Below are 26,046 nucleotides of genomic sequence, written 5' to 3' on the forward strand. Positions count from 1 at the left end.
CAATCACGCTGCCTGAAGCTACGCCATGTAACAGCAATTATACATGCTGTTCAGAAAAATACATGGAATAGCCCCACAGTAACAAGTCGTGACATGGCCCGAAATCACGATTCCTGTCACGGGGACGTCACACACCCTTCATTCAACTGCAATCCGCGCTTCATAGGCTCGACGGGAAACGGTCATAAAGAGAAACCTGTCATGTCAGCAGAACAAGCCCGTTCCGTCAGCAGCGCCCGCCGCCTGCAGGCCACCATCACACGCGATCCTGCACAGGTGGAGGCGGCCCAACGTTTGCGTTACCGCGTTTTCTCGGAGGAGTACGGCTCTGACCTCGGCGCCACAACACCCGGCATCGACCAGGACACCTACGATGCCTTTTGCGATCATCTGATTGTTACCGACAGCCAGACCGGCGAACTGGTGGCCACATCCCGCGTGCTGCACCAGCGCGACGCCGAAAACGCCGGTGGTTTCTACTCGGAAGGCGAGTTCGAACTGGACAGCCTGCGCCGGCTCCCGGGCCAGCTTGCCGAACTCGGGCGCACCTGCGTCCACCCGGATTACCGCAACGGCGCCACCATCAGCCTGCTGTGGTCCTCCCTGGCCGAGTACCTGATTCGCGAACAGGTCGACTACCTGATCGGCTGTGCCAGCATCGGGATGGCGGACGGCGGCCTGAAAGCCTGGCGCATCACCCAGCAACTGCAGAAGCGCTACCTGACCGACACCAGCCAGCGGGTCAAGCCCCGGCGCGACCTGCCCCACCTGACGCATGTGTCCGCAGCCAGCCAGACCAGCGTTGCCATTCCGCCACTGATTCGCGCCTATATGCGCTTAGGGGCAAGGGTTTGCGGCGAGCCCTGCTGGGATCCGGAGTTCCGCTGCGCCGACCTGCTGGTGCTGCTGGAAGTCAGCCAACTGGCTGGCCGCTACAGTCGCCACTTCATGCGTCCTGCGGAGGCGTCTGCCGCATGTTGATGCGACCGCTGCGCCTCACCTCACGGCTGACCCTGTTCGGCGTAGCGCTGCTGTTTTGCGCCGCGCTGGCGTCTGTGATCACCGTGTTCGAGACGATCACCCGCCGATCCGTCGGGCGGGCTCCGTTTGCCCGGTTCTGTTTCGCGCTGGCCTCCCGCTGCCTCGGCTTTCGGGTCACCATCCGGGGGCAGCGTCCCGACACCACAGCGTTGATTGTCAGCAATCACATTTCCTGGTCGGACATACCGATCCTGGGCGGCGTGGTGCCCCTGCGGTTCCTGTCCAAGATTGAAGTGCGGCGCTGGCCAGTGATTGGCTGGCTGGCCGAGCAGGCGGGTACGCTGTTTATCCGCCGCGGCGGCGGACAGGCCCATGCCACCCGGGATCAGATCACGGAGACGCTGAGCCATGGGGAATCGGTGCTGGTTTTCCCAGAAGGCACGACCACGGTAGGCATCACGGTCTTGCCGTTCCACAATCGGCTATTGGCGGCGGCGGTGTCGGCCGGCGTGCCGGTCCAGCCTATCAGCATCGGCTACCGACGCGATCAGCATCCCGACCCTCTGGCCCCGTTTGTGGGGGATGACCAGTTCGAGAAGCACCTGGTGCGCATGCTGCGGGAACCGGCCGTCCAGGTGGATATCATCCTGCATGCCCCGGTTTACCTGACGGCGGACGACGACCTCCCGGCTAAAGTCCAGGAGCTGCACACCACTGTCCGACAGGGTCTGGCGGACATCCATCGTGGCGCCGGCCAGCCGGGCACCCAGCCCGACGGCCAACCGCCGCGTCCGCACCTGGGCACCTGAAGCGGGATCAGGGTTCCAGCGGCTGGCCGGCGGCCATTTCGTCGTCGGTGGCCGCGCGCTTGTTGATGATCTCCAGTTCGAAGTAGAGCGTAAAGCCCGCCAGCGGGTGATTGGCGTCCACCTTCACCAGGTTGCCGTCGATCGCCACCACCTGCACGATCTGCGCGTCCTCACCGCTGTTGGTCTGGAATTTCATGCCCGGCTTGAGATCCTCCACACCGGCGAACGCCGACCGTGGCACCTTGCGGATCAGCTCGGGATTGATCTCGCCGTAAGCCATTTCCGGAGGAATGGTCACTTCCAGGCAGTCACCGATACCGCGGTCCTTCACCGCTTCCTCGAGGCCCTGGATGACGTTGCCCGCACCCAGCATGAACTGCAGTGGTTCCGCGCCATCGGAGGTATCCACCACTTCGCCTTCCTGGTTTTTCAGACGGTAGTGAACGGTATAGATGGAAGAGCGTTGCATAACTCCGGTCCTGTCTTGCGGCCGCGCACCTTCAGGCGCACAGCAGAATTAAATGTGTCGCAGTGCGTGAATCAACAACCGCTGATCCAGCTTGGCCCGCCACCCCGCAGGTGATTCGAGATCCATGCGGCGTAAATACGGTGCCAGGGCGTCATCCGCCGGCTCCGTCCGCATCGCCTGCCACAACAGCTTGAATTTTCCGCTCCGTGACTTGGAGGCGCCCTGCAGCCGTTTCAATGCCCGCATCAGGGTCAGTTCATCATCGGTGAACTCACAGCCGAAAGGAAACTCGGGAAATCCGTTATCCCCCGCCGCCCGCAATGCCTGCCGAACGGAGTCGGGGGTATTGCGCTGCCAAGCGTCCGGCAGCTTGAACGAGGCGCGCACCTTACCGGCTTTCTGCGCCTGTTTCAGCAATTGCGGCTGGAAACGGGCATCGGCGATACGGATCAAAGCCAGGTAGACGTCTTCGTCGGAACGACCGCGCAGATCCGCAATGCCGTATTCGGTGATCACGATGTCCCGCAGGTGACGCGGAATCGTGCAGTGGCCGTAGCTGAAGACGATATTGGACTGCGCCTTGTCGCCACTGCCCCGGGTACTGCGCAGGGCCAGGATCGAGCGGCCCCGCGGCAGTTCGTGGGCCATGGCGACGAAGTTGTACTGACCACCGACGCCGCTGACCACCCGGCCATCGTCCAGACCGTCCGAGACCACGCTGCCATCGAGGGTCGCCATCATCGCCGAATTGATGAAGCGGCTTTCCTGCCGCTGGGCGACCTTGAGACGCTGATCCCCAAATCGGTGATCGTAGAGATGGTTGATAAAATTCACGCTGGTCATGCAGATCTGTGACGCCTCGTGGGGCGGCAGGTGCCGCAACTGCTCATAGAAGTCCGCAGGACCCAGGTAGAAGCCACCGTGCAGCACCGTGCCACCGGTCAGCCGGGTGCCCAGAATCGCCGCAATGAGCGCGCGGGCTTCCTCGTCGTCCAGGTCCGGATCGAAGCTGATGTCACTGACCTGCAAACGCCCTCCACGGAACGCCACGTCGTCACGCACAATACCGAATTGCTGCAGCCACTGGACATCCCGTGCCCGGAGCGGTGAATCGATCAACTCCTCCGCTCGCAGGGTGTCGAGCGTGGCCAAGGACACATCGTGCCCCAGTTTGCCGGCGTTGATCAGTTCCTGCAGGGCCGTATCCGGGTAGACCGCCCGGGTCAGGATGCCGGCCTTGAGCAGATGCAGGAAGCCGTCGACCATCATTTCGCTGCAGCCGTACAGCCCTTCATCGAACGGTTCGACGCCGCCCCACTCGGTTGCGACCGGGAAACGACCGGCCACATCCAGATGGTCATACACGCGCCGATAGGCCTCGTTGTCCCGATGGCGCAGGATGGCTGAATGCACCACCGCGGCGCCCAGCGAGCCGATACCCACCTGAAGCGTGCCACCATCACGCAGCAGCGTACTGGCGTAGAACCCGATCAGGTGATCGGCGGGCTTGATGGGCTGCTGGGGCACAGGAAACAGCGGATAGTCATCGGCCGGCGCGTCCACCATCAGATCGAACACGTGAGCCGGCACTTCCGCGTCATTGGCCAGATAGGGCAGCGCCCGGTTCACCTCGCCGACAATCGCCACCGCGCGCCCTTCGCTTTCCTGTTCTCGCAGCCGCGGAATGAGATCCAGCGTCAGGTCCGGGTTGCAACTGAGACTGTAGGAATCGTCACCGCCGTCCGGTTGCGGCGCCACCATCTGCGCCACCACATTGACGCCCAACGCCATTAGATCCCGCACCGCATGGGTGTAGTTGGTACAGATGTAATTCTGCTGCTGCTGGCGATTGTTCAGGAAGGAGCCGGCCTTGAAGAAAAACTCGGAGACCGTGACGTTGTCGGGCAGCCGGCCAATCACCACATCCCGCGCGTAGGCCAGCTCGGGAATGTGCCCGAACAGCCGTTCCGCGAAGGGCTGGATGAAGCGTTTTTCCAGGGACGACTTGCCTGCGGGCGCGAGTGGCGAGATCGCGGTCACGATGTGCAGCTTCAGCCCGGGGTCGGCTTTGGCCCGGGCATACAGGGCATTGGCCAGATGAATGGGTTTCCCCAGTCCCAGGGGCAATCCCAGGACGATGTCACGCCCCACCCGTTCGATAATGGCATCGACACAGGCATCGGGCCGGGGAAACACAATCGGTGCAACCGCCATAAATCTCTCCTTGACCAGAGCGGGACGTCATCCGGTGAATCGACCGGAAGGCCCATCGTTCAGTGCCAAAAGATCATCACATGAGGGCGGCGGCGGGACAACGTTTTCAGGGGAAAATCGGGAGGCTAATCAGGCCGGTTGGCTCAGAAATCCCACTTCAGGTTCAGGCAGGCGCCGTCACCCTGATCGATCAGTGCCAGGCCGTGATCGGCCTGAAAGCTTTCGGATGCGTAGTGTTTGCCGTCATCATCGGTGCGTGAAAAACGCCACTGCAGTAGCCGTGAGCCCAGCTCGACCGCGGCATCCACATCGTCCTGCTGCAGATCGTCCGGCATGGTGTCCTGCGAGGTATAGCGGTTGTCGAAAGCATCCTGACGGTATTCGGCACGTTCGGCCGCATCTGCCTTGACCATGAAGGCCAGCGAGTTGAGAACCAGCAGCAGGAGGAAGATGCGAATGACCATGGAGACGCCCGAAAATGCCCGATATTTATTCAAATTGGTTAGACATTAGTCTATCAATGAACGATCTGTAAAATGTGATTTAACGCAAACTTTGACGGCATTCCGGCGTCCGGCGGCCACTTTTTTGTCAATAAACGGTCACGCCATGTAACGTTATTTTTCAGGCCTGCCCGAGTGCGGCTAATCGGACCGTTTCGACAGCCAATCCGCACTGATCCGCCAGGTATTTTCCGGCGCACTGGCACCGGCAAAAACACCGGCGTGACCGCCTGGAACCACGCAGAACTCGCGGTCCTCGGACGCGACGATATCCATCACCTTGTGGGCAGCCGGCACCCTCACCAGCTTGTCGGTTTCTCCGGCAAACGCCAGCAACGCGCAATCGATGCGATCAAACGTGGCCTTTTCTCCGCCCAGTCGGATGCTGCCCCGGGCCATGCGGTTGTTGAGCGCCATGTGGACCACCATGCCCTTGATGGTCTCGCCCGGATAATCAACCATGTCGTTGAACCACTTCTGCATGGTGCTGTGCACCTTCACGTAGTCCCGATCCCACAGATTGACCGCCAGCTCCAGCGAACTGACCAGACTTCCGACCGGATTGGTCAGTTTGAACGCCAGGGCATTCATCCAGCCCGGAATGTGGAAGTAGCGCGCCGGCAGGTCCAGCAGGGACACGTTGAGCACGCCGGAAACGATCTGGGCCGGCCGATAGACCGCGGACAGGAAGCCACCGGCAATCCCCATCTGGTGCATATCCACCGGGCTGGCCACCGTCACCATGTTGCGAATGTGACGATCGCCGGAGGCCGCCGCATACATCAGCGACAGCAGTCCGCCCATGCAGTAGGCGAAGATGGACACATCGGCCTGACCGCTGTCATCCCGAACCGCCTCAAGGGCAGCCGGCATCCAGTCGAGCACATAGGTTTCCAGGGAGAGATCGCTGTGATCGGCGGTCACCTCGCCCCAATCCACCAGATAGACGTCAAAGCCCCTGGCCAACAGGTAGCGCACCAGCGAGCGCTGCGGCAACAGATCGAAAATCATGGAGGTAGCGGCCAGCGGCGGCACCAGCAGGACCGGCACCCGGAAGCAGTGCGGCGACACCGACAGCGGTTCGTTGCCAACCCGGATTTCGTCAACGCCGAGAGGCTGGTAATGACGAACGCTCATGATGCCGTCACGATGGATCGTGCGGTACGGCGTCTGGTTGGAAATGTTGAAGTTGTCCGAAAGCAGGCGCCGTTCCACCGAATGGACGGCAGCCGAGAGCAGCTTGCCGGTGAGGCTGTCTTTGCGACGCGGGCGCATTCTGAAAAGTCCGTTATTGTTATCAGCAGGTTTGCGATGATGCGTCAGCCGCGCCGGGCGCGCAATGGCACCCGGCGCGGCTGGATCCTGCGGTTCCGGCCAATTGCCGGCCGAACCGCCCGTTACGGGCAGGGATAGGTGAATTCGGCGTGCAGGTCTTCGATGGTCTGCAACGCGTCATCCGAGAGCGTCACCTCCGCCGACGCCACGTTTTCCTGCAACTGCGCCATGGTGGTGGCGCCGATAATGTTGCTGGTCAGGAAGCTCCGACTGTTCACGTAAGCCAGCGCCAGTTGCGTCAGGCTCAGGCCGTGCTGCGCCGCCAACTCAGCGTAGGCCCGGGTGGCCGCATCGGCCCGCTCGCCATTGTAGCGCTGGAAACGCTCGAACAGGGTCAGGCGGGCGCCGTCCGGCTTCTGCCCCCCCAGGTATTTGCCGGACAGCACGCCGAACGCCAGCGGCGAATAGGCCAGCAGTCCCACATCCTCACGATGGGCGATTTCCGCGCCGCCCACCTCGAACGAGCGGTTCAGCAGGTTGTAAGGATTCTGGATACTCACGGGCCGCGGCCAGCCGTGCTGCTCCCCCAGTTGCAGGTAGCGCATGGTGCCCCAGGGCGTTTCATTGGACAGGCCGATGTGGCGGATCTTGCCTTCCTGCACCAGCTCAGCCAGGGCCTCCAGCGTCTCCTCGATCGGGGTCGACTGCTCGTCGGCATTATGCTGATAGCCCAGCTTGCCGAAGAAGTTGGTGTTCCGGTCCGGCCAATGCACCTGGTACAGGTCGATGTAGTCGGTTTTCAGCCGCTGCAGGCTGGATTCCACTGCCGCGCGGATATGGGGCCGCGTCAGGCGGGGACCATCACGCAGGTAGTCCAGACCATTGCCCGGACCGGCGACTTTTGAGGCGATGATCAGGTCGTCCCGGCGACCACGCTGGTGCAACCAGTTGCCCAGACAGGCCTCGGTCGCCCCCTGGGTCTCTTTACGCGGTGGCACCGGGTACATTTCGGCGGCATCGATAAAGTTGATGCCATTGGCCGTCGCGTAGTCCAACTGTTCGAACGCCTCGGCTTCGTTATTCTGCTGGCCCCAGGTCATGGTTCCCAGGCAGATCAGGCTGACCTCGAGGTCGGTACGTCCCAACTTGCGCTTTTGCATATCTACATCTCCAAAGCCGGTGCATTGTTCAACGGAATGTCACGGGGCTGTCGTCTAACTGTCATCTGGCCTTTCCATAGTGGAATGAGCGGCAACGGCGCACCCTGAGTGCGCATTGCTCCAGAGATTCACCCGGACTCGCTGGCAGGAAAGCGTACTGACTATACCCCAAACCATCCAGCCGGCCCGAGTCGCCGTCATGACGGAGCGCACTTGATCGAGCGTCAGCGACATATCGCCATCGTCACCGAGACCTTCCCGCCGGAAATCAACGGCGTGGCCCACACCCTCGGCAAACTCTGCGAGGGCCTGCGCAGCCGCGGCCATCGGTTGTCGGTGATCCGCCCACGTCAAAAGGGCGAGAGCAAATCTGCCACATCGCCCGGCATTGATCAGACCCTCACCCTGTTTGGCCTGCCCCTGCCCGGCTACCCAGAGCTGCAGTTCGGACTGACCCGGGCCGGACGACTGGTTCGTCACTGGCAGAAGGCGCGACCCGATGTCGTCTATGTCGCCACCGAAGGCCCCCTTGGCCTGGCGGCACTGAATGCGGCTCGCCGGCTGCAAATTCCGGTCTGCTCCGGCTTCCACACTAATTTCCACCAGTACAGCCAGCACTACCGGGCCGGCTGGCTGAAGAAAGCGATCGAAGGTTACCTGCGCTGGTTCCACAACCGGACGCAGCTCACCCTGGTGCCGACACGCTGCATGCAGTCGCGGCTGCATCGCATGGGTGTTGCCCCGGTGGCGGTCTGGAGCCGCGGCGTGGATTGTGAGCGCTTTGCACCGGCCCGTCGGGACAAGGCCCTGCGAGAAAGCTGGCACCTCGGCGATCGCGACCTCGGGGTCATTTACGTGGGCCGCCTGGCTGCGGAGAAGAACCTGGCGCTGGTGGTGTCCACCTTCGAGCGCCTGCGCCACATCCACCCGCGCGCCAAGCTGATCCTGGTCGGAGACGGGCCGCTGCACCGACGCCTGCAGGAACGCCATCCCGACTATATCTTCTGCGGCATGCAGCGGGGCGAGGCACTGGCCCGCCACTACGCATCGGCCGATCTGTTCCTGTTTCCCAGCAAGACAGAAACCTTCGGCAACGTGGTCACCGAAGCCATGGCCAGCGGCCTGGCCCTGGTAGCCTTCGACGACGCGGCCGCCAGCGAGCACCTGCGCCATGAGGAAAACGGCATGAAAGTGCCCCTCGACGACGCCGCAGGCTTTGTCGAAGCCGCCCTGCGACTGGCGGATCAGCCGTCGCTGGTCAGCCGACTGCGCAGCCAGGCCCGCCTGGATGCCCTGGATATCCACTGGCCCGGACTGGTCGAACAGTTCGAAAACATTGTGTTCAATCTCCGTTACCGGGAGAAACGTCATGCCGGCAAGCAAAGCGTCTCGCTTCTTTGAACGGGTCGACCAGCGGGAATTCCTGCTGTGTCAGAGCATCAACGGTTGCCTGCGCTACCGGTTCGTCCTGCCCTACTTCCGGGTGGTGAGCCGGCTGGGTGACGGCTGGTTCTGGTACGCCCTGATCCTCGCCTTGCCCATCCTGCACCCCCAGGCCGGCCTTGCGCTCGCACTGCTGATGGCGGCGACGGGCGGCGCCTGCACCCTGACCTACAAGGGGTTGAAAAAAACCCTGATCCGCGAGCGGCCGTTTATTTCGTTCCCGGCGATCCATTGCGGTACACCGCCTCTGGACCGCTACAGCTTCCCGTCTGGCCACACGCTGCACGCGGTCTGCTTCAATACGCTGCTGGCCATGACGCTGCCGGACCTGGCCCTGCTGATCCTGCCGTTTACACTCAGCGTGGCGGCGTCCCGCGTGGTGCTGGGCCTGCACTACCCCAGCGACGTGCTGGCCGGTGCCGTAATTGGCGGGAGCATGGGAACCGTGGCGTCTTACGCCCTGCCGACGTTTATGCTGCTCGCCTGATCAGCCGGTTTACTCAAACAGACGTAACTGGCGCGTTGGCGCCGCGTCATCACGGAAGCGCACCCCCAGCCCCAGCAGACGCACCGGCCGGTCGGCCTGCTTGTAAAGCTCTTCCAGCAACGGCTGGAAATCCTCCGCGGCCGGCGCCTCAATACGATCCCGCACCCGCTCCAGTGTGTGGGTGGAAAAGTCGCTGTAGCGCAATTTGACGAACAGTTTGTGAATCGGCCGGTCGGACTTGCGGCTCAGGCGGCGCTCCAGATCCTGCACCAGCGACGCCATCACGCGATAGCAGGCCTCGCGATTGGGCAAATCCTGGGAAAACGTCCGCTCCACCGACACCGACTTGGCGATCCGGGTAACCGTCACCGGTCGGTTATCCTCACCTCTGGCCATGTGATAGAGGCGGGCGCCGTGGCGGCCAAAGCGCTCCACCAGATCCTCCCGGCTGAATTGCTGCAGTTGGCCGCAGGTGGTCGCGCCCATCTCGTGCAGTTTGCCGGCGGTGACTTTGCCGACACCGAACAGTTTTTCCACCGGCAGGTTGACCACGAACGCGTCCACATCTTCCGGTCGGATCACGAACAGGCCATCGGGCTTTTCCCAGTCACTGGCGATCTTGGCGAGAAATTTGTTGGGCGCCACACCGGCCGACACCGTAATGCCCACCTTTTCCCGCACCTGCTCACGCAGGTAGCGCGCCATCAGCGTGGCACTGCCTTTATGATCCTCGACATCGCTGACATCCAGGAAGGCCTCGTCCAGGGACAATGGCTCGATGAGATCGGTCAGCTCCCGAAAAATGGCCATCACCTGCTGCGACACCGCCCGGTAGCGCGCCATATCCACCGGCACAGTGACCAGATCCGGACAACGCCGCCGGGCCTCGGCGCCGGGCATGGCCGAGTGGATGCCGTATTCCCGGGCCAGATAGTTGCAGGTGGACACGACGCCGCGCGCCCCACCGCCACCCACGGCCAGTGGCACGGTTCGCAGCGACGGATCGTCCCGCATTTCCACCGCCGCGTAGAAGCAGTCACAGTCCAGATGAATGATTTTGCGTTGCGCCATAACCCCGGGGCTAACCTGCCAGATCGAATGGCTGTATATTTATACAGACTTGTATCTTACCGCTGTATGCCGAGAATGTCAGGATTCATCAAGAGGAGACGTCTGCAATGACTGACCGGACCCCGGATCAAACCGAAATCGAAGCGGCGGTGTTTCGTCGGCTGGTCGAGCATCTGCGCACCCACACCGACGTCCAGAACATCGATCTGATGAACCTGGCCGGATTCTGCCGTAACTGCCTGTCCAAATGGTATCGCGCCGAAGCCGAATCCCGCGGTCAGGAACTGTCCGACCCGGAAGCCCGGGAACTCATCTACGGCATGCCTTATGAGGAGTGGAAGGCCCGCTACCAGACCGGTAGCAAGCAGCCCACCGGCAAGTCGGACCAATGATGGATTTCCAGAACGCCCTGCGCATCCATCTTGCGGCCCTGGACGCAGGTCGTTCCGATTTCGAGGACACCCTGGCGCTGGTGGACCGTTTCTTCGAGTTCACCCCGACTGCGTTTCGCAACGGACTTCTGGAAAATCGCCCCGACGAAAACAGCGGCTCCTGCCGCATCTTCGCCCTGGGCCAACTGGCTGGCCTCGCCGAACAGCAGACCTTGGCGTGTTTCGGGCGCCATTACCGCACCGTAATGGATGATCCGTCCGGAAGCAGCCACGCTAACATCAGACAATTCATGAGCACCGGCTGGTCGGGCATTGCATTCGACGGGCGGGCGCTGGTCTTCCGGGCGTCGCCGCTCGACTCCCCGGATTCCGAATCCACTGACGACAACACCAACAACGGAGAAGGACGCTGATGCCGGAAGCGGACGCCACTCAAACCAGTCAATGCTTCCAGCTCAAGGGCGCGAACGTCCCGCTGACCGCCCTGGAACTGCATTTCTTTGAGGAAGACGCCTTCGAGGAAACCCTGCGTGACAAGATCCGCCAGGCACCGGGCTTTTTCCGGGACATTCCGCTGGTCGTGAGCCTGGAAAAATACGAAGGCCCGACGGCCGAGTTGGACTTCTTCAAACTGATTGGCATCTGCCGCCGCCACAACATCCATGTGGTTGCGGTTCGCGGGGGCGACGACGACCAGCGACGGTTGGCCCGAAATGCCGCCTTGGCACTGCTGCCGGCCACCGCACAGCGCGAACCCCGGGCGCCGGAACCGGCCGAACCCGCGGTTGAGGAAGCGGCGCCGACCACGCCCGATCCAGCGCCAACCGCCGCCGGCCCTGCTCCGGCAGCAGCTCGGCTGGTTACCCAGCCAGTCCGCTCCGGCCAGCAGGTCTATGCACCTGAAGGCGACCTGATTATCCTGGCGCCGGTTCAGGCCGGAGCCGAAGTTCTGGCCGCCGGCAACATCCATGTGTACGGCCCGTTGCGCGGTCGCGCCCTGGCGGGTGTGCACGGCCTCTCAGAAGCGCGGGTTTTCTGCCAATCACTGGAAGCAGAGCTTGTCTCCATTGCCGGACACTATAAAATCTCGGAAGATCTGCAGGAACACGGCTGGAAGCAGGCTGTACAGCTCCAGCTCAAGGATGATTTGCTGGTGGTCACGCCACTCGATAAATAAAGGGACCTTTCCGAAGGTTCCAAAAACAGGCCTCAGGCACACATCTGAAAGGCCGGAAACAGGGAATTGCCCTACGGGGCCATTAGATTGATAGAACGCTTCACTTTCAGCTAACAGGACTGCAACCTTGGCTAAGATAATCGTCGTTACCTCAGGTAAAGGTGGCGTGGGCAAGACCACAACCAGCGCCTCGATCAGCACCGGCCTGGCGCGTCGCGGCTTCAAGACCGTAGTCATCGACTTCGACGTGGGCCTGCGCAACCTCGATCTCATCATGAACTGCGAGCGTCGTGTGGTGTACGACTTCGTCAACGTGATTCAGGGCGAAGCCTCCCTCAACCAGGCGCTGATCAAGGACAAGCGGGTTGAAACCCTCTACATCCTGCCCGCCTCCCAGACGCGCGAGAAAGAAGCGCTGACCCAGGAAGGCGTCGAGAAGGTTCTGAACGAACTGGCCGAAACCTTCGATTACATCGTCTGCGACTCCCCGGCCGGGATCGAGCACGGCGCGCAGATGGCGCTCTACTACGCCGACGAGGCGATCGTTGTCACCAACCCGGAAGTCTCCTCGGTGCGCGATTCGGATCGCATCCTGGGCATTCTGCAGAGCAAGTCACGGCGTTCGGAGATGGGGCTGGATCCGGTCAAGGAACACCTGCTGCTGACCCGCTACAACCCGGACCGCGTCGATCGGGGCGAGATGCTGTCGGTCGGCGACGTGGAAGAGATCCTCGCCATTCCGCTGTTGGGTGTCATTCCGGAGTCCCAGATCGTTCTGAACGCGTCGAACCAGGGGCTCCCGGTCATCCTGGAAGACGACAGCGATGCCGGCCAGGCCTATGAGGATGCGGTGGGCCGACTGCTGGGCGAAGAGCGCGAGCACCGCTTCCTGACTGCGGCCAAAAAGGGATTTTTCTCACGCATGTTCAAGGGGTGACGCCGAATGAGTTTTTTCGACTACTTCAAGAGTAAGAAGAAGAACACGGCAAATGTCGCCAAGGAGCGATTGCAGATCATCGTCGCCCACGAGCGCGGCATGCGGGATCAACCGGACTACCTGCCGCAATTGCAGCAGGAGCTGATTGCCGTGATTCGCAAGTACGTGCAGATCGATGACGACATGGTGCAGGTCGAGCTGGATCGCAATGACGATTGCTCGGTACTGGAACTGAACGTCACCCTGCCCGAACACCAACAGTAGATCATCCGGACCGGCGCGCCTCGTGTCGGTCCGTGATTCGCCTACCAGCGGGCAAAATGATCCTCCATCAGCCCGCGCATGCCTGACACCGCCACCCGTTGCCCGTCGTTGCCCACAACATGGCCGTTGAACGTCCCCGCGTATTGGCGGAAATTGGACGCCAGCAGCCCCACATTCAGCTTCTCTCGCCGCACGCCGGCCGGTTCAAACGTGAGGTCGACGCGCCCGTCGGACGTGGTGACCCGCCAGGCGGAATCCGGCGCATAACGATCGAACTCGAACCGGGCCAGATCCAGCTTGATGAGGGCACCATCCAGCCACAGGGCGTTTTCGGTCACCCCGGTCTCGTTGACGCCCGCAGCCAGGTTCAGACCGACAACCGTGCCGCCGTCAGCCGTTCCGGCCAGACAGGCCCAGTTCCAGGCCGTTTCCCGGCGCATGAAACCCGCACTCCAGTCGATGGTGCCGCGCGTGCGCTCGTCCATCGCATACATCCGATCGCCCCAGCGAGCCTCACCGCTCACCGCCAGACCGGCCGATTTACGGGTGAAGACCCAGCCGTCATAGCCGGCGCGACTGCAGACCCGCAGAGGAGCCGAGTCACCGCTCAGCGTCAGGTTCAAAGACACATCGCCCGCTGACAGCTCAACATGTCGCTGGCGCCCGTCACCCTGGATATCGATGCGCGTCCTGCCCCGATGAAAGCGACCATGGCCATGCTCCGGATACTGATCGCAATCGGTGCCCAGCGCCAGCGGACTGAGCCAGCTCTGCTCGTGCATCTCTCCCGTGCGGAAATCAAAGATATAGAAGAAGGCATTGCTGACCAGCCGCAGGTCCACCACCGCCAGTCCCATCAACCAGTCCGGTCCCATCGCGCTGATGAACTGAAACTGATTGAATCGCCAATAACGGGCCGCCCGGGAACGCGGTCGGTCCATCACCGAGCGCAGGTCAAAATCGCGATAGTTAACATGGTCAACCGGCGTATCGAGAACACCGGTACAGGGCTGGCCGGAGGGCTGGATCAGGTCCATGAGTTGTTGTTGTCCTTATTCTGACAGCGCCCGATCAGGCCGATGGGGACAGCGCTCGGCGGATCCCCAAAACTGCCGGTCAAGTATCATTCTGGCGTTTAAAGCGCGTGTTATCGTACCGCCCACTATCGCCGAAAAGAAGGATCCCCCGTTGAGACTGACGACACGCACACGCTTTTCCCTGCTGCTGGCCGCCCTGCTCACACCGGCATGGGGCCATGCCGGCTCCCTGCCGCCACTGGACGCGGACTGGCAGTTGCAGAAGGAGGACGACAACATCCGCATCTACACCACCGAGGTCAAGGATTCGGATTTCGAAGCCTTCAAGGCGGTGGCGGACCTGAAGGTGTCCATGGCGGAGCTGATGGCGGTGATGATCAATCCCAAATCCTGCCTGGAATGGGTCCACAACTGTGCGGCATCGGAAGCGTTCGGTGATGGCAATTTCCACGATCGCTACGCCTATTCCGTCAACGACATGCCCTGGCCGGTGCAGGATCGCGACTACGTCCTGCGCATTCGTACCCATGGCGACCAGCAAAGCGGCGTGGTGGAAATGGATCTGAACGCTATCCCCGGGGCGCGGGCGGCAGATGACGACTACGTGCGCGTGGATAAATCCGACACCCTGTATCGTTTCGAGCCTCTGGGTCCGGAACGCACCCGCATGACCTGGGTCCAGCACACCGAACCCAACGGCACCCTCCCCAGCTGGCTGGTGAATTCACTGGTGATCGACATTCCCGTCAAGTCGATGCGCAGCCTGGAAAAGGTCGCGCACAAGCCCCGCTATGCGGGCTACCGGCTCGTCTACAACGACCAGGGCGAACTGGTGAATGTGGTCAAATCGGGTCACGCGGAGGGTGACGACGATTAGAAGAGCGTATAAGCTTCCAGTTAGAATCCTGAATAGGATGCAGGTGACAGGCACCGGAAGAGCGCCGCACCTGTTGGTACACCAGGGGCCTGAAGCAGTCCAGCTGGACGGGACGCCAACACCGGTTTAAAGGCCCCACGCGTCAGAGCAGGATAGCGATAATGACGGTTCTCGCACGCGAGATCATGACACCCAGTGTAAAAGCAGTCCCCCAGTCCTGGACGATGGACCAGTTCACCCGGTTCCTAACCGACCACGAAATCACCGGCAGCCCCGTCACCGATGATGAGGGCCGTATCATCGGCATTGCTACCCTCAAGGATGTGGCCGAATTCCGCTGGTCGTCTTCCCGCCCCTCCGATGCCGAACAACAGTTGACGCCGGAAGAGCAGAAGGAAGCCCGCCGCCTGCGCATGTTCATCTTCGAGGAAATGGGCAAACTGCCGGTGGAAGTCCGGGACATCATGACCCCGATTGTCGTCTCGGTCGCCGAGGACACCCCCGTGCGGGAAATTGCCGACCTGATGATGGAAGAACACCTGCACCGCATCTTTGTTACTCACGAAGGAGAAGTCACCGGCATCATAACCACCTACGACATGCTGAAACTGATCTCCGACAACGCGCTGACACAGCGCTGCCTGCTATGACAGAAACGGCAACGCGTGCCCACGCGTCTGCGGAGAACGATCAAAACGTCCATTGCGAGGTATCGAGCCCTATGCCCTCAGCACCGCAAGAGCGGAAAAAGATGTACGTCCTCGACACCAACGTCCTGATACACGACCCCAACGCCCTGCTCAATTTCGAAGAACACGATGTGATCATTCCCATGACCGTTCTGGAGGAGCTGGACAGTCTGAAGTCCGGTAAACAGGCGGTTGCGGCGGATTGCCGCCAGGCCATCCGCAATATCGACAAGCTCCTGGGCGACGCCACCCCGAAGGATATCGAACGCGGCGTGCCCATTGTCCGGGCCCGCAAGGCGGACCCGCTGGGTACGCTGTCGATCCTGATGAGCACCGAACACTCGAGCAATCACGCCCTGCCCGAGCACCTCAACGACAACAAGATCATCAACACCTTAGCAGCACTGCAGGCCCGCAACACCGACCGGGACATCATCCTGGTCAGCAAGGACATCAACATGCGCCTGAAGGCGCGCGGCTTCGGCGTCGAGGCACAGGACTACCACAACGATCAGCTACTGGACGATATCGACCTGCTCCCGAAGGGCTACCGGGAATTCAGCGGGTCGTTCTGGGACACCATCAACAAGGTGGAAACCGTACAGCGCGAAGGGGTCACCGAGCACATCCTGCGACGCGAAGAGGAGCTGGCCAAACTCAACATCAACGAGTTCGTACTCGACGAGCAGGGCTTCGTCGGCAAGGTCGTGGATATCGAAGAGGATCGTCTGGTCCTGCAGGACCTGCATCAGCAGGATCTGCTGAACCGGGAGGTCTGGGGCCTGGTGCCGCGGGACATCTACCAGGCAGTGGCCCTGAACCTGCTGATGGATCCGGACGTCCACCTGGTCAACCTGACCGGTTCTGCCGGCTCCGGTAAAACCATCCTGGCCCTGGCCGCCTGCATCGAGCTGACCGTCGCCAGCAAGACCTACAAGCGCATCATCGCCACCCGCAGCACCCAGGGCCTGGATGAGGACATCGGCTTCCTGCCGGGCACCGAGGCGGAAAAAATGGAACCCTGGCTGGGGGCCATCGTCGACAACCTGGAGGCACTGCACGAGGACGACGAGAACATGACCGCCAGCGTGGACTACATCCTGTCCAAGGTGCCGCTGCACTTCAAATCGCTGAACTACATTCGCGGGCGCAGCTTCCAGCACAGCCTGATCATCATCGATGAGTCCCAGAACCTGACACCGCACCAGATCAAGACCATCATCACCCGGGCCGGCAACGGCTCCAAGGTGATCTGCCTGGGCAACCTGGCGCAGATCGATACGCCTTACCTGAGCGGCCTGAGCTCCGGTCTGACCTATATGACCGAACGCTTCAAGGGCTTCCGCCACGGTGGGCACATCCACCTGCAAGGGGTGCCGAGGTCGGCTCTGGCGGAGTTTGCGGAAGCGAATCTTTAGGGAGATCCATCAACGAATGGGCTGGGCTCCCGAGCCAAGCCCATTCCCCGACCAATGTAGCCGATGTTTTAGAGGGTGTTGCAAAAGCTTTCGGGTAAAAGCCTCTCTCCCCTAGCGGGAGAGAGGTTTGGAGAGAGGGGGGCGAGGCGAAAGCCTCGCCGGAGATAATCGCCTGGAATAGAAGGGCGCCTGACGGCGCCTCCCCCTCTCCCCGGCCCTCTCCCTCGAGGGGAGAGGGAGTGTACGACGCAGCTCTTGTAGTACCGGGGCTTTTGCAACACCCTCTTTAGCTTCGGAGGTGCCATAGGCGCCCGGGCAGGAGGAATATCAACGTCGGGTCGGAAAAGACGGGGCCCTGGCGGGCCCTCCGAAGCTAAAGCGTCGGCTACATTTCGAATGCAACCCGCCTCGCGAAATCTCTACTTCTCCCGATCGTCCCAAGGATGCACCGGCAACACCGCCTCGGTCACCTCCGAATCGAACTTGGAGCGGAAATAGTCCATCGCCTTCTCCGCTTCCGCCAGCTCCTCAAAGCGGGCAATGTGATAGATCGCCTCACCTTCGTTCACCAGCGGCAGGTTGTTCATGCCGATGACGATGCCGGACACTGACGCCAGCAGTGCGGTTTCCGTCTCGCCGAAGGGATCGGCAATCACCGCCAGCTTCTGCCCTTTGCGCACCCGCTGCCCCAGGCGCACGATCGGCCGCATGATCCCGTCGATGTCGGCCCGCACCCAGGTGGAGCTTTCCGCCAACTCCGAGCGTTTCCGGACCTTGATGCGCGATGCCTTCTGGGGAAGCATCTCCAGCGCCCGCATCACCCGGATAATGCCCCGCACGCCGCTGGAGATGATCACATCGTCAAAACGAAGCGCCTCGCCGCCTTCGAACGTGATAACCGGAATATCCAGTGAATCCGCATACTCACGCAAGGTGCCTTCACGAAGGCTCGCATTCAGGATCACCGGCGCCCCAAAAGCCTCCGCGATACGGATCGTTTCCGGGTTCTTCAGCTCCGCACGAACCTGCGGCAGGTTGAAGCGATGGATCGCGCCCGTGTGCAAATCGATGATGTGGGTCACGCTCTCCATAATCTGGGTGCGGAACAGGTAAGCGATCCGACCGCCCAGGGAGCCGGTCTCCGACCCCGGAAAACACCGGTTCAGATCACGCCGGTCCGGCAGGTAGCGGGTGCGCTGCACAAAGCCGAACACATTGACGATGGGCACCGCTATCAGCGTGCCGCGCAGGTGGCGTAACGCCCCATAACGCAGGACCCGACGGATGATTTCCACACCGTTGATCTCGTCGCCGTGGATGGCGGCACAGACCAGCATCACCGGGCCATCGCGCCGACCGTGAACCACTTCCACGGGAATATGCAGCGGCGTATGGGTGTAGAGCTTGGCCACCGGCACTTCGACGGTCTGTCGTGACCCGGCGGGGATTTCGTGTCCCGCAATCTTGAATGGGGCGCGCGCCATCGTCAGCCTCTCCCTTTGGTCCGTGTCTTCCACGGCTTCTGGTTCTTTTCCGTCCAGTCGACGATCATGCCCGCCACATTCTTGCCGGTCGCGGTCTCAATACCTTCCAGGCCCGGTGACGAGTTCACTTCCATCACCAGTGGCCCACGGCTGGAGCGCAGCAGATCCACCCCGGCCACGTTCAGGCCCATCGCCTTGGCGGCGGCAATCGCCGTACGGCGTTCTTCGGGAGAAATACGGACCAGGGAGGCCGTGCCGCCGCGATGCAGGTTGGAGCGGAACTCGCCCTCGCCCGCCTGACGTTTCATGGCGGCAATCACCTTGTCTCCGATCACGAAACAGCGGATGTCGGCCCCGCCGGCTTCCTTGATGAACTCCTGCACCAGGATGTCCGCCTTCAGGCCCATAAAGGCCTCGATCACACTTTCGGCCGCCTTGCGGGTTTCCGCCAGTACCACGCCAATGCCCTGGGTGCCCTGCAGTAGCTTGATGACCACCGGCGAGCCGCCCACCATTCGGATCAACTCGGGCACGTCGTCAGGCTTGTTGGCGAAACCGGTCACCGGCATGCCCACGCCCTTGCGGGCCAGCAGCTGCAGCGAACGCAGCTTGTCCCGGGAGCGGCTGATGGCCACCGATTCATTGACCGGGAATACCCCCATCATCTCGAACTGGCGCAGCACGGCTGTCCCGTAAAACGTCACTGACGCGCCGATACGCGGGATCACCACATCGAAATCGTCCAGGATTTCCTTTCGATAATGGATCTCCGGATTGGCGGAGGTGATGTTCATGTAGCAATGCAGGCAGTCGATTACCCGCACATCGTGCCCGCGGTTAATCCCCTCTTCGACCAGTCGGCGGGTGGAGTACAGGGATTTGTTGCGAGAAAGCACGGCAATCTTCATTTAGAGCTCCCAGGGGCCGGGTGACCGGCCAGATAAGAGTGTTCGGGAACGACCAGCGCACGGCCGGACATGGCGGTGCGCCCCAACAGCATGCGGAAGCGCATGGTATCGCGGTTGGTCAGGGTCATTTCAATGGGCCAGTGGGCTTCGCCAACCACCACATTCGTGCTGATCACCAGACGTTGCTCGCGGTGGCCGCCGGAATCCGAGACCATCCGTTCGTCCAGCACCAGGGCATCGCATTCCACCACCGAGTGCAGGTTGTTCTGTTCCGGGTGGACCCAGAATCGGACACGGCGCTCTCCCTTCTCCGTGTAGGGTTCCATTCGGAAAGTGTGCAAACAGGAGGTGCGCGCCCCGGTGTCGATCTTTGCCTTGATGCGATCGATACCCAGATCAGGCAGGCCCAACCATTCGCGCCAGCCGAGTGGCGTCAGCGCCAGGGGATCAACGTTCTTCTTGCTTGTCGTCATCGGTTCCTTCCTGTCGGTTCTTCTCCGGAATCAACTGCACCTGGAACGGCGCCGAGGCGCTGCCCGCGTGAACGCTCGTCTGCGGGAAAGGAATCTCAATGCCTTCCCGATCAAACAGGGCCTTGATGGCCTCCATCATGGAACTGCGGCCTTCAAGCACCTTGTCGGCCGGGACCCAATACGAAAACTGCAGGTCTACCGAGGATGGACCGAAACCGGTGGTCAGGACAAACGGCTTCGGTTCCTCCAGGCAAGCCGGGTTGTCGCCAGCCAGCCCCAGCAGCAAGGTCTGGACGCGCTTCAAGTCCTCCCGATAGGCCACGCCAACGTTCAGGTCGAGGCGGCGAATCGGGAAGCGCGAGCGGTTAATGACCCGCGTCTTGATCAGCGTTTCGTTGGGAATCCTGACGTACAGGTTGTCCGCCGTTCGCAATTTAACGCTGAGCATGTCGATCCCGATCACCTCCCCGATGGTCCCATCCACTTCAATGAAGTTGCCAATCTCGAACGGCTTCTCCACCAGCAGGAACAGTCCGCTGATCATATTCGAGGCGGAAGTCTGGGAGGCGAAGCCAATGGCGACGGTGAGAATGCCGGCCGCACCCAGCAGGACGTCCGGCGCAAAACCGGCTTCCCGCAGTGCCGCGATAATGAAGATGACAAAGACAGCATAGAACACCAACCGTCCGAACATCGCCGTTACATGCCTCGACGAACGGCTGCTCAGCAGCCCCCCCATCCCTCTCGAAGCCAGGCTTGCCAACACAAACCCCAGCGCCAGCAGGATGGCTACCCGTATCCAGGCAAACCAGTCGATACCGCCCAACTCCGTGGTCAGCGCTTGTCCAATTCCGTCCAACAATCGTCTCCTATCCGAAAATCCGGTCCAGCGCCTTGGTCAGCACGCCCCGGTCATAGCGCATGCGACCGGCCGCAAGCATCTCGCAGGTTCCGGCTTCCGCCGGCAAACGCCGGGACATCCGCATAGCCGCATGTTCCATATCGGTGTCGCAGGTCACGGTCACCCGGGGCGTCCAGAGTTGCCCACGCTCGTTCATGTGCAGCGACAGATATTGTGTCGGCAGACTGAAGCGCTCCAGCAGCAGTGGCGACGGCCGCCGGTTGCAGATCCGCACCGGGCTGATGGCGCGCCACGGCCGCTTGGGCACCGCATCCAGCACCAGCCGGGCGTAGGTGGGCGCTGTATAGCACAGTTCGCCGTCCATCGTGGATCGGCCCACCCAGGTCAGGGACGGCTCCGCCAGCGGCAGCTCGATCAACTGGGTTCGTGTATTGCCCACCAGGATGCGCAACCACACCAGGGTCGCCACATAGATGGTGCATTCACGGCCGGCGGGAATGGTGAGCGGCTGATAGGAGCGGATCATAGTCGGCCGGTCCGCCAGCGCCGGCATGAACAGCACGTCGCCCCCCTCATCCGGGCGGATAAAGCGGTGCTGCTTGACTTCGCTGCCGGGCAGGACGTGGCTGACCAGCTGGCGCCAGTCGGTCCGGTCCGTTTCGCCGGCATCCCGCTCCCAGCGGACCTGCCATTCATTGTCGAGCAGCGTCACCCAGAGTCGGGTTTCACTGAGTTCGTGTTTCTGGGTCTGGCCGGACTGCAGCGCAAATGCGTGATTCCAGCGGCCGGGGGCATCCTGTGCCTGCTCCATGGTCTGTCGTGTGTCTCGCTTGAAATGGGGATGGGCGGTTCCAGGCGCACTATTTAGGCCGGAACGCGGACTCGCTCAAGTAAGCATTAACCCCCATGGGGAGTTGCCCATAAAATCCAATAATTTCATTTAACTATAATCCAAACATCCGGGGGCCGCGAATACATGGGACAGCATTGGCTCACGGCAACACAGTGAAAGGACATGACATGACGCAGCTCGCCTGGTTCCGCAACGATCTCCGGGTCGCCGACAACCCCGCCCTGGTGGCCGCCTGTGCCGGTGACGGGCCGGTGGAAGCCTGCTTCCTGATGACGCCGGGCCAGTGGACCGAGCACGACTGGTCGCCGGCGCGTGTGGCACTCGTACTCGACCATCTGGAAGATCTTGGCAGGCAACTGGCCGGCCTCGGTATTCCTCTGCACATTCTGGAAGCGGACCGGTTTGACGACAGCCTCGACGCACTGGAAGCCCTCGCACGCGAGCGCAAAGTGACCACGATCCATATCAACGAGGAGTACGGCGTCAACGAACGGCGCCGGGACAAGGCCGCTCACCATCGGTTGGCCAACCAGGGTATCGCCTTGCACAAATACCGGGATCAGACCGTTGCGCCAGTAGGCAGCGTGCTGACCCAGCAGGGTGATCCCTACTCGGTGTTCACCCCGTTCTCCCGCCGCTGGTGGGACTGGGTGGAAACCACGCAACCGGAATGCCTGGCCATTCCCGAGCCCCAGGGCCCGAAAATCAAGGCACCGCCACGCCCGACCACCCCCGAAGCCTTCCGGAATCCCCCGCCGTCATTGGTCGCCGTGGGTGAAGACGCCGCACACCGTGCGCTGATCGATTTCCTGGAAGAACGGGCGAGTCGCTACAAGGAAGACCGGGACTTTCCGGCAATCGACGGCACCAGCCTGGTCTCCCCCTACCTGGCCAGCGGTATCCTGTCGGGCCGCCAATGCCTGCAGGCCGCGCAGGAAGCCATGCGCCACCAGAAAGACGCCACCGGCATTCGCGGCTGGATCAACGAGATCTGCTGGCGCGACTTCTATGTACACATCCTCTACCACTACCCGCGGGTGAGCATGCACCGGGCCTTCAAACCGGAAACCGAGGCGCTGGTCTGGAACACCTCCGAGGACCATCTGAAAGCGTGGCAAAACGGCGAGACCGGCATCCCGCTGGTGGACGCCGCCATGCGGCAACTGAAGGAAACCGGCTGGATGCACAATCGCCTGCGCATGGTGACGGCCATGTTCCTGTCCAAGAACCTGTTCCTGGACTGGCGCCAGGGTGAGGCCTGGTTCATGAGCCACCTGGCAGACGGTTTCCTGGCCTCCAACAACGGCGGCTGGCAGTGGAGCGCCTCGACCGGGACCGACGCCGCGCCCTACTTCCGGGTCTTCAATCCGGCGACCCAAAGCGAACGCTTCGATCCGGACGGCGCGTTTATCCGCCGCTTTGTGCCGGAGTTGCGGGATCTGGACAACAAGCGCATCCACAACCCCGCCGCCGGTGGCACGGTGCCCAAGGGGTATGTCCGGCCGATTGTGGATTTGAAGGAAACGCGGAAAGAGGCGATCGCCCGCTTCCAGGCGCTGCGCGATCAATGACGGTCGCGACAGACCGGGCAGCCCGGATCGCGGGCCAGTTTCATTTCACGCCACTCCATGCGCCAGGCATCGAGTAGCAGAAGCCGGCCGGCCAGGGAAACGCCCACACCGGCCAATACCTTGATGGCTTCCATCGCCTGGCAGGCGCCAATCATGCCCACCAGCGGTCCGATCACACCGGCTTCGGAGCATCGCAAATCCTCATCGCCGGTTTCCGGATACAGGCACTGATAGCAGGGCTGCTTCGTATCCCGGGTGTCGAACACGCTGACCTGCCCTTCCCCGCGAATGGCGGCGCCGGACACCAGCGGTACGCCGGCGTCGACGCAGGCGCGGTTAATGGCAAAGCGGGTGGCGAAGTTGTCGGTGCAATCCACCACCAGGGCCGCGGCAGCGACTTCTGCCTGCAGGGCATCGCCCTCGAGGCGCGATTCGACGGCGTCCACGGCGATCTCCGGGTTCATCGACCTCACGGCTTCCGCCAGACGGCCCGCCTTGGACTGATCCAGGTCGGCCTGCCGGAAAGCCACCTGGCGCTGCAGGTTCGCAACGTCGACCCGATCGTCGTCGGCGATCACCAGACGGCCCACGCCGGCCCCGCCCAGGTAGAGCGCCACCGGGCAACCCAGGCCGCCGGCGCCGACAATCAGCACGCGCGCCTGCTTGAGACGCAGCTGCCCCTGCACATCCAGCTGCGGCAACAGCAACTGGCGGCTGTAGCGCATCAGTTCGTTATCCGTCAGCATCGATTTCTCCCTTTTCGATTCTTCCCAGGGTATACCGGTCATTGTCGCCATAATCCCGGCCGGTCTCGACCTCGCAAAACCCCGACGCCGTGAACAGATCGCGTACGGCCGGACCCTGATCGTACCCGTGCTCGACTAGTAGCCATCCCCCAGGGCGGAGCCAGTTCGGCGCGGTGGCGGCAATCTCACGAATATCGTCAAGCCCGTCGGCACCCGCCACCAGAGCCGACGCCGGCTCGAAGCGGACATCCCCTTGGTCCAGGTGATGGTCTCTCTCGGCAATGTAAGGCGGGTTGCTGACGATCAGGTCAAAACGGGCGGACGCCAGGTCCCGGAACCAGTGGCTGCGGCTCACCTGAACGGGCAGGCCTAACTGCTCCGCATTGCGACGGGCCAACGCGACCGCATCGTCCACCGCATCGGTGGCATGGACCAACCAGTCCGGTTTCTCGCTGGCCAGCGCCAGGGCGATCGCGCCCGTGCCGGTGCCCAGATCCAGGACGCGAGCCTGTTCGGGCAACGGCAGAGCCAGGGCGGCTTCCACCAGGCACTCGGTATCGGGACGGGGAATCAGTGTGCGGTCGCTGACCTCCAGCGTCAGTGACCAGAAGCCCTGATGACCCAGCAGGTGGGCCACGGGATGGCCGGTCATCCGGCGTTCGACGAGGGTATTGAAGCGGGCAATATCCGTCGGCGTCACCTCATGTTCCGGCCAGGTGCGGAACCAGGTGGGACTGCGTTCGAGCACGGCCTCCAGCAGCAACTCGGCATCCAGCCGGGGCGAATCACCGCCAATACGGGCGGCGGCATCGGCAAGCAGACGGGCGACGGTGTCGGGCGCGTTACTCATCCGCCTGACTGGCCAGCAACTCGGCCTGGCGTTCCTGCTGCAACGGGCCAATCACCGGGGACAGGTCGCCGGCAATGACTTCGTCGAGCTTGTACAGGGTCAGGTTGATACGGTGATCGGTCACCCGGCCCTGGGGGAAATTGTAGGTCCGTATCCGCTCCGAGCGATCGCCGCTGCCTACCAGGCTTTTGCGCTGGGCCGCTTCAGATTGCTGCTGACGCTCGGTTTCGGCGTCCTGCAGCCGGGCCGACAGGAGACTCATAGCCTTGGCGCGGTTCTTGTGCTGGGAGCGCTCGTCCTGACACTCCACCACAATGCCGGTTGGCAGGTGGGTAATGCGGATCGCGGAATCCGTCTTGTTGACGTGCTGCCCACCGGCGCCGGACGCGCGGAAGGTATCCACCCGCAGGTCTGCCTTGTTGATCTCGATGGCGTCCGCCTCGTCGGCTTCCGGCATCACCGCCACCGTGCAGGCCGAGGTGTGGATGCGACCCTGGGATTCGGTTTCCGGCACCCGCTGTACCCGGTGGGCGCCAGACTCAAACTTGAGGGCACCATAGACCTGGTCGCCGGTCACCCGGGTGATGATTTCCTTGTAGCCACCATGCTCGCCCGGGCTGTCGCTGATGACTTCCACTTTCCAGCCGCGGGTTTCGGCAAAGCGGCTGTACATGCGGAACAGGTCGCCTGCGAACAGGGCCGCTTCGTCGCCGCCGGTACCGGCACGGATCTCCAGGAAAGCGTTCTTGCCGTCGTCCGGATCTCTCGGCATCATCAGACGCTGCAGTTCTTCGTCAAGCGCTTCAACTTTCTGCCGGGCTGACGCCAGTTCTTCCTCCGCCATTTCCCGCATGTCGGCATCGCCATCGCGGAGCAGTTCCCGGGCTTCGGCCACGTCGTCGTTAGCCCGCTGATAGGCCTGGTAGCACTGGACGACCGGCTCGATGTCCGCGTACTCCTTGGATAGATCCCGGAAGCGATCCTGATTGGCAATGATGGACGGGTCGCTGAGCAACGCGCTCACTTCCTCGAATCGGTCATTGAGCCGATCAAGTTTGGTCTGAATCGAAGATTTCATGCAGTGTCCAGGTCAGCG

General features: G+C 62.1%; 28 protein-coding genes. 13 read left to right on the forward strand and 15 right to left on the reverse strand.

From position 1 onward, the window contains the following. Nucleotides 1-201: 201 nt before the first annotated feature. The gene (locus J3364_RS18405) at nucleotides 202-981 is read left to right on the forward strand and encodes a GNAT family N-acetyltransferase (RefSeq protein WP_349559651.1); all 780 of its coding nucleotides are present in this window, start codon (nucleotides 202-204) and stop codon (nucleotides 979-981) included. Next, a complete protein-coding gene (locus tag J3364_RS18410) occupies nucleotides 975-1,790 on the forward strand; it encodes a lysophospholipid acyltransferase family protein (protein WP_349559652.1) in 816 nt (271 codons plus the stop codon). The genes J3364_RS18405 and J3364_RS18410 overlap by 7 nt, the downstream gene beginning before the upstream one ends. 7 nt (nucleotides 1,791-1,797) lie before the next feature. Here J3364_RS18410 and J3364_RS18415 read toward each other — a convergent pair whose 3' ends face one another. From J3364_RS18415 to J3364_RS18435, 5 genes are all read right to left on the reverse strand, one after another. Then, a complete protein-coding gene (locus J3364_RS18415; RefSeq protein WP_349559653.1) occupies nucleotides 1,798-2,259 on the reverse strand; it encodes an FKBP-type peptidyl-prolyl cis-trans isomerase in 462 nt (153 codons plus the stop codon). A gap of 48 nt (nucleotides 2,260-2,307) precedes the next feature. Then, nucleotides 2,308-4,473: an acetyl-CoA hydrolase/transferase C-terminal domain-containing protein gene (locus J3364_RS18420; protein ID WP_349559654.1), complete on the reverse strand. Its 2,166-nt coding sequence runs from the start codon at nucleotides 4,471-4,473 to the stop codon at nucleotides 2,308-2,310. A gap of 143 nt (nucleotides 4,474-4,616) precedes the next feature. Continuing rightward, nucleotides 4,617-4,937, reverse strand: a complete 321-nt coding sequence (locus J3364_RS18425) for a hypothetical protein (protein WP_349559655.1) — start codon at nucleotides 4,935-4,937, stop codon at nucleotides 4,617-4,619. Between the two features lie 180 nt (nucleotides 4,938-5,117). Next, nucleotides 5,118-6,251, reverse strand: coding sequence for an alpha/beta fold hydrolase (locus J3364_RS18430; protein WP_349559656.1), 1,134 nt, complete (start codon nucleotides 6,249-6,251; stop codon nucleotides 5,118-5,120). Between the two features lie 122 nt (nucleotides 6,252-6,373). Beyond that, nucleotides 6,374-7,411, reverse strand: coding sequence for an NADP(H)-dependent aldo-keto reductase (locus tag J3364_RS18435; RefSeq protein ID WP_349559657.1), 1,038 nt, complete (start codon nucleotides 7,409-7,411; stop codon nucleotides 6,374-6,376). 213 nt (nucleotides 7,412-7,624) lie between these two features. On the opposite strand from J3364_RS18435, the gene J3364_RS18440 reads away from it, so the two are divergent. Next, complete coding sequence (locus tag J3364_RS18440) at nucleotides 7,625-8,812, forward strand: glycosyltransferase family 4 protein (protein WP_349559658.1); 1,188 nt, start codon at nucleotides 7,625-7,627, stop codon at nucleotides 8,810-8,812. Beyond that, on the forward strand, nucleotides 8,781-9,341 hold the full coding sequence (locus J3364_RS18445; RefSeq protein ID WP_349559659.1) for a phosphatase PAP2 family protein: 561 nt from the start codon (nucleotides 8,781-8,783) through the stop codon (nucleotides 9,339-9,341). Before J3364_RS18440 ends, J3364_RS18445 begins: the two co-directional genes overlap by 32 nt. A gap of 9 nt (nucleotides 9,342-9,350) precedes the next feature. On the opposite strand, the gene dinB is transcribed toward J3364_RS18445, so the two are convergent. After that, complete coding sequence (gene dinB / locus J3364_RS18450) at nucleotides 9,351-10,412, reverse strand: DNA polymerase IV (protein WP_349559660.1); 1,062 nt, start codon at nucleotides 10,410-10,412, stop codon at nucleotides 9,351-9,353. A 107-nt stretch (nucleotides 10,413-10,519) separates the two neighbouring features. On the opposite strand from dinB, the gene J3364_RS18455 reads away from it, so the two are divergent. The 5 genes from J3364_RS18455 to minE all read left to right on the forward strand — a co-directional run bounded on the left by J3364_RS18455 (nucleotide 10,520) and on the right by minE (nucleotide 13,182). Then, nucleotides 10,520-10,804, forward strand: coding sequence for a DUF1244 domain-containing protein (locus tag J3364_RS18455; protein ID WP_123635732.1), 285 nt, complete (start codon nucleotides 10,520-10,522; stop codon nucleotides 10,802-10,804). Then, nucleotides 10,804-11,217: a HopJ type III effector protein gene (locus J3364_RS18460; protein WP_349559661.1), complete on the forward strand. Its 414-nt coding sequence runs from the start codon at nucleotides 10,804-10,806 to the stop codon at nucleotides 11,215-11,217. Before J3364_RS18455 ends, J3364_RS18460 begins: the two co-directional genes overlap by 1 nt. Beyond that, nucleotides 11,217-11,981, forward strand: a complete 765-nt coding sequence (gene minC, locus J3364_RS18465; protein ID WP_349559662.1) for a septum site-determining protein MinC — start codon at nucleotides 11,217-11,219, stop codon at nucleotides 11,979-11,981. Before J3364_RS18460 ends, minC begins: the two co-directional genes overlap by 1 nt. A gap of 127 nt (nucleotides 11,982-12,108) precedes the next feature. Next, entirely contained in the window at nucleotides 12,109-12,918 is an 810-nt protein-coding gene (gene minD, locus J3364_RS18470; RefSeq protein WP_123635734.1) for a septum site-determining protein MinD, read from the forward strand. A gap of 6 nt (nucleotides 12,919-12,924) precedes the next feature. Then, a complete protein-coding gene (gene minE / locus J3364_RS18475) occupies nucleotides 12,925-13,182 on the forward strand; it encodes a cell division topological specificity factor MinE (protein WP_123635735.1) in 258 nt (85 codons plus the stop codon). Between the two features lie 41 nt (nucleotides 13,183-13,223). Here the strand turns inward: minE and J3364_RS18480 are convergent, their stop codons facing one another. Beyond that, on the reverse strand, nucleotides 13,224-14,219 hold the full coding sequence (locus tag J3364_RS18480; RefSeq protein WP_349559663.1) for a DUF2804 domain-containing protein: 996 nt from the start codon (nucleotides 14,217-14,219) through the stop codon (nucleotides 13,224-13,226). A gap of 151 nt (nucleotides 14,220-14,370) precedes the next feature. On the opposite strand from J3364_RS18480, the gene J3364_RS18485 reads away from it, so the two are divergent. The 3 genes from J3364_RS18485 (at nucleotide 14,371) to J3364_RS18495 (ending at nucleotide 17,203) form a co-directional block, all read left to right on the forward strand. Continuing rightward, a complete protein-coding gene (locus J3364_RS18485) occupies nucleotides 14,371-15,096 on the forward strand; it encodes an START domain-containing protein (RefSeq protein ID WP_349559664.1) in 726 nt (241 codons plus the stop codon). A 161-nt stretch (nucleotides 15,097-15,257) separates the two neighbouring features. Then, entirely contained in the window at nucleotides 15,258-15,746 is a 489-nt protein-coding gene (locus tag J3364_RS18490) for a CBS domain-containing protein (protein WP_349559665.1), read from the forward strand. A gap of 101 nt (nucleotides 15,747-15,847) precedes the next feature. After that, nucleotides 15,848-17,203, forward strand: a complete 1,356-nt coding sequence (locus J3364_RS18495; protein WP_123635739.1) for a PhoH family protein — start codon at nucleotides 15,848-15,850, stop codon at nucleotides 17,201-17,203. A 419-nt stretch (nucleotides 17,204-17,622) separates the two neighbouring features. Here the strand turns inward: J3364_RS18495 and J3364_RS18500 are convergent, their stop codons facing one another. From J3364_RS18500 to J3364_RS18520, 5 genes are read right to left on the reverse strand one after another with little or no spacing between them, the layout of a single operon-like run. Continuing rightward, a complete protein-coding gene (locus J3364_RS18500; RefSeq protein WP_123635740.1) occupies nucleotides 17,623-18,687 on the reverse strand; it encodes a succinylglutamate desuccinylase/aspartoacylase family protein in 1,065 nt (354 codons plus the stop codon). Between the two features lie 2 nt (nucleotides 18,688-18,689). Beyond that, a complete protein-coding gene (gene rimK, locus J3364_RS18505; RefSeq protein WP_123635741.1) occupies nucleotides 18,690-19,595 on the reverse strand; it encodes a 30S ribosomal protein S6--L-glutamate ligase in 906 nt (301 codons plus the stop codon). Further along, nucleotides 19,592-20,068, reverse strand: coding sequence for an ATP-dependent zinc protease family protein (locus J3364_RS18510; protein WP_349559666.1), 477 nt, complete (start codon nucleotides 20,066-20,068; stop codon nucleotides 19,592-19,594). The genes rimK and J3364_RS18510 overlap by 4 nt, the downstream gene beginning before the upstream one ends. After that, complete coding sequence (locus J3364_RS18515) at nucleotides 20,043-20,930, reverse strand: mechanosensitive ion channel family protein (protein WP_407944063.1); 888 nt, start codon at nucleotides 20,928-20,930, stop codon at nucleotides 20,043-20,045. Before J3364_RS18515 ends, J3364_RS18510 begins: the two co-directional genes overlap by 26 nt. Before the next feature lie 7 nt (nucleotides 20,931-20,937). Further along, nucleotides 20,938-21,741, reverse strand: coding sequence for a DUF432 domain-containing protein (locus J3364_RS18520; protein WP_349559667.1), 804 nt, complete (start codon nucleotides 21,739-21,741; stop codon nucleotides 20,938-20,940). 209 nt (nucleotides 21,742-21,950) lie between these two features. Between J3364_RS18520 and phrB the strand changes: the two genes are divergently transcribed. Then, the gene (gene phrB, locus J3364_RS18525) at nucleotides 21,951-23,354 is read left to right on the forward strand and encodes a deoxyribodipyrimidine photo-lyase (protein WP_349559668.1); all 1,404 of its coding nucleotides are present in this window, start codon (nucleotides 21,951-21,953) and stop codon (nucleotides 23,352-23,354) included. On the opposite strand, the gene J3364_RS18530 is transcribed toward phrB, so the two are convergent. From J3364_RS18530 to prfA, 3 genes are read right to left on the reverse strand one after another with little or no spacing between them, the layout of a single operon-like run. Then, nucleotides 23,348-24,100 carry a HesA/MoeB/ThiF family protein gene (locus J3364_RS18530; RefSeq protein WP_349559669.1) on the reverse strand — a complete coding sequence of 251 codons (753 nt, stop codon included), beginning with the start codon at nucleotides 24,098-24,100 and terminating at the stop codon, nucleotides 23,348-23,350. The genes phrB and J3364_RS18530 overlap by 7 nt on opposite strands. After that, nucleotides 24,087-24,950, reverse strand: coding sequence for a peptide chain release factor N(5)-glutamine methyltransferase (prmC, locus tag J3364_RS18535; RefSeq protein WP_349559670.1), 864 nt, complete (start codon nucleotides 24,948-24,950; stop codon nucleotides 24,087-24,089). The genes J3364_RS18530 and prmC overlap by 14 nt, the downstream gene beginning before the upstream one ends. Further along, nucleotides 24,943-26,028 carry a peptide chain release factor 1 gene (prfA, locus tag J3364_RS18540; protein WP_349559671.1) on the reverse strand — a complete coding sequence of 362 codons (1,086 nt, stop codon included), beginning with the start codon at nucleotides 26,026-26,028 and terminating at the stop codon, nucleotides 24,943-24,945. The genes prmC and prfA overlap by 8 nt, the downstream gene beginning before the upstream one ends. Nucleotides 26,029-26,046: the final 18 nt, after the last annotated feature.

The organism is Marinobacter sp. NFXS9 (assembly GCF_040148665.1).
GTDB classification, from domain to species: domain Bacteria; phylum Pseudomonadota; class Gammaproteobacteria; order Pseudomonadales; family Oleiphilaceae; genus Marinobacter_A; species Marinobacter_A mangrovi.

Excerpts from the sequence above, each read along its gene's own strand:
- J3364_RS18405 (WP_349559651.1), top strand. The coding sequence starts at position 202 with ATGTCAGCAGAACAAGCCCGTTCCGTCAGCAGCGCCCGCCGCCTGCAG.
- J3364_RS18410 (WP_349559652.1), top strand. The coding sequence starts at position 975 with ATGTTGATGCGACCGCTGCGCCTCACCTCACGGCTGACCCTGTTCGGC.
- J3364_RS18415 (WP_349559653.1), bottom strand. The coding sequence starts at position 2,259 with ATGCAACGCTCTTCCATCTATACCGTTCACTACCGTCTGAAAAACCAG.
- J3364_RS18420 (WP_349559654.1), bottom strand. The coding sequence starts at position 4,473 with ATGGCGGTTGCACCGATTGTGTTTCCCCGGCCCGATGCCTGTGTCGAT.
- J3364_RS18425 (WP_349559655.1), bottom strand. The coding sequence starts at position 4,937 with ATGGTCATTCGCATCTTCCTCCTGCTGCTGGTTCTCAACTCGCTGGCC.
- J3364_RS18430 (WP_349559656.1), bottom strand. The coding sequence starts at position 6,251 with ATGCGCCCGCGTCGCAAAGACAGCCTCACCGGCAAGCTGCTCTCGGCT.
- J3364_RS18435 (WP_349559657.1), bottom strand. The coding sequence starts at position 7,411 with ATGCAAAAGCGCAAGTTGGGACGTACCGACCTCGAGGTCAGCCTGATC.
- J3364_RS18445 (WP_349559659.1), top strand. The coding sequence starts at position 8,781 with ATGCCGGCAAGCAAAGCGTCTCGCTTCTTTGAACGGGTCGACCAGCGG.
- dinB (WP_349559660.1), bottom strand. The coding sequence starts at position 10,412 with ATGGCGCAACGCAAAATCATTCATCTGGACTGTGACTGCTTCTACGCG.
- J3364_RS18455 (WP_123635732.1), top strand. The coding sequence starts at position 10,520 with ATGACTGACCGGACCCCGGATCAAACCGAAATCGAAGCGGCGGTGTTT.
- J3364_RS18460 (WP_349559661.1), top strand. The coding sequence starts at position 10,804 with ATGGATTTCCAGAACGCCCTGCGCATCCATCTTGCGGCCCTGGACGCA.
- minC (WP_349559662.1), top strand. The coding sequence starts at position 11,217 with ATGCCGGAAGCGGACGCCACTCAAACCAGTCAATGCTTCCAGCTCAAG.
- minE (WP_123635735.1), top strand. The coding sequence starts at position 12,925 with ATGAGTTTTTTCGACTACTTCAAGAGTAAGAAGAAGAACACGGCAAAT.
- J3364_RS18480 (WP_349559663.1), bottom strand. The coding sequence starts at position 14,219 with ATGGACCTGATCCAGCCCTCCGGCCAGCCCTGTACCGGTGTTCTCGAT.
- J3364_RS18490 (WP_349559665.1), top strand. The coding sequence starts at position 15,258 with ATGACGGTTCTCGCACGCGAGATCATGACACCCAGTGTAAAAGCAGTC.
- J3364_RS18495 (WP_123635739.1), top strand. The coding sequence starts at position 15,848 with ATGTACGTCCTCGACACCAACGTCCTGATACACGACCCCAACGCCCTG.
- J3364_RS18500 (WP_123635740.1), bottom strand. The coding sequence starts at position 18,687 with ATGGCGCGCGCCCCATTCAAGATTGCGGGACACGAAATCCCCGCCGGG.
- rimK (WP_123635741.1), bottom strand. The coding sequence starts at position 19,595 with ATGAAGATTGCCGTGCTTTCTCGCAACAAATCCCTGTACTCCACCCGC.
- J3364_RS18510 (WP_349559666.1), bottom strand. The coding sequence starts at position 20,068 with ATGACGACAAGCAAGAAGAACGTTGATCCCCTGGCGCTGACGCCACTC.
- J3364_RS18520 (WP_349559667.1), bottom strand. The coding sequence starts at position 21,741 with ATGGAGCAGGCACAGGATGCCCCCGGCCGCTGGAATCACGCATTTGCG.
- phrB (WP_349559668.1), top strand. The coding sequence starts at position 21,951 with ATGACGCAGCTCGCCTGGTTCCGCAACGATCTCCGGGTCGCCGACAAC.
- J3364_RS18530 (WP_349559669.1), bottom strand. The coding sequence starts at position 24,100 with ATGCTGACGGATAACGAACTGATGCGCTACAGCCGCCAGTTGCTGTTG.
- prmC (WP_349559670.1), bottom strand. The coding sequence starts at position 24,950 with ATGAGTAACGCGCCCGACACCGTCGCCCGTCTGCTTGCCGATGCCGCC.
- prfA (WP_349559671.1), bottom strand. The coding sequence starts at position 26,028 with ATGAAATCTTCGATTCAGACCAAACTTGATCGGCTCAATGACCGATTC.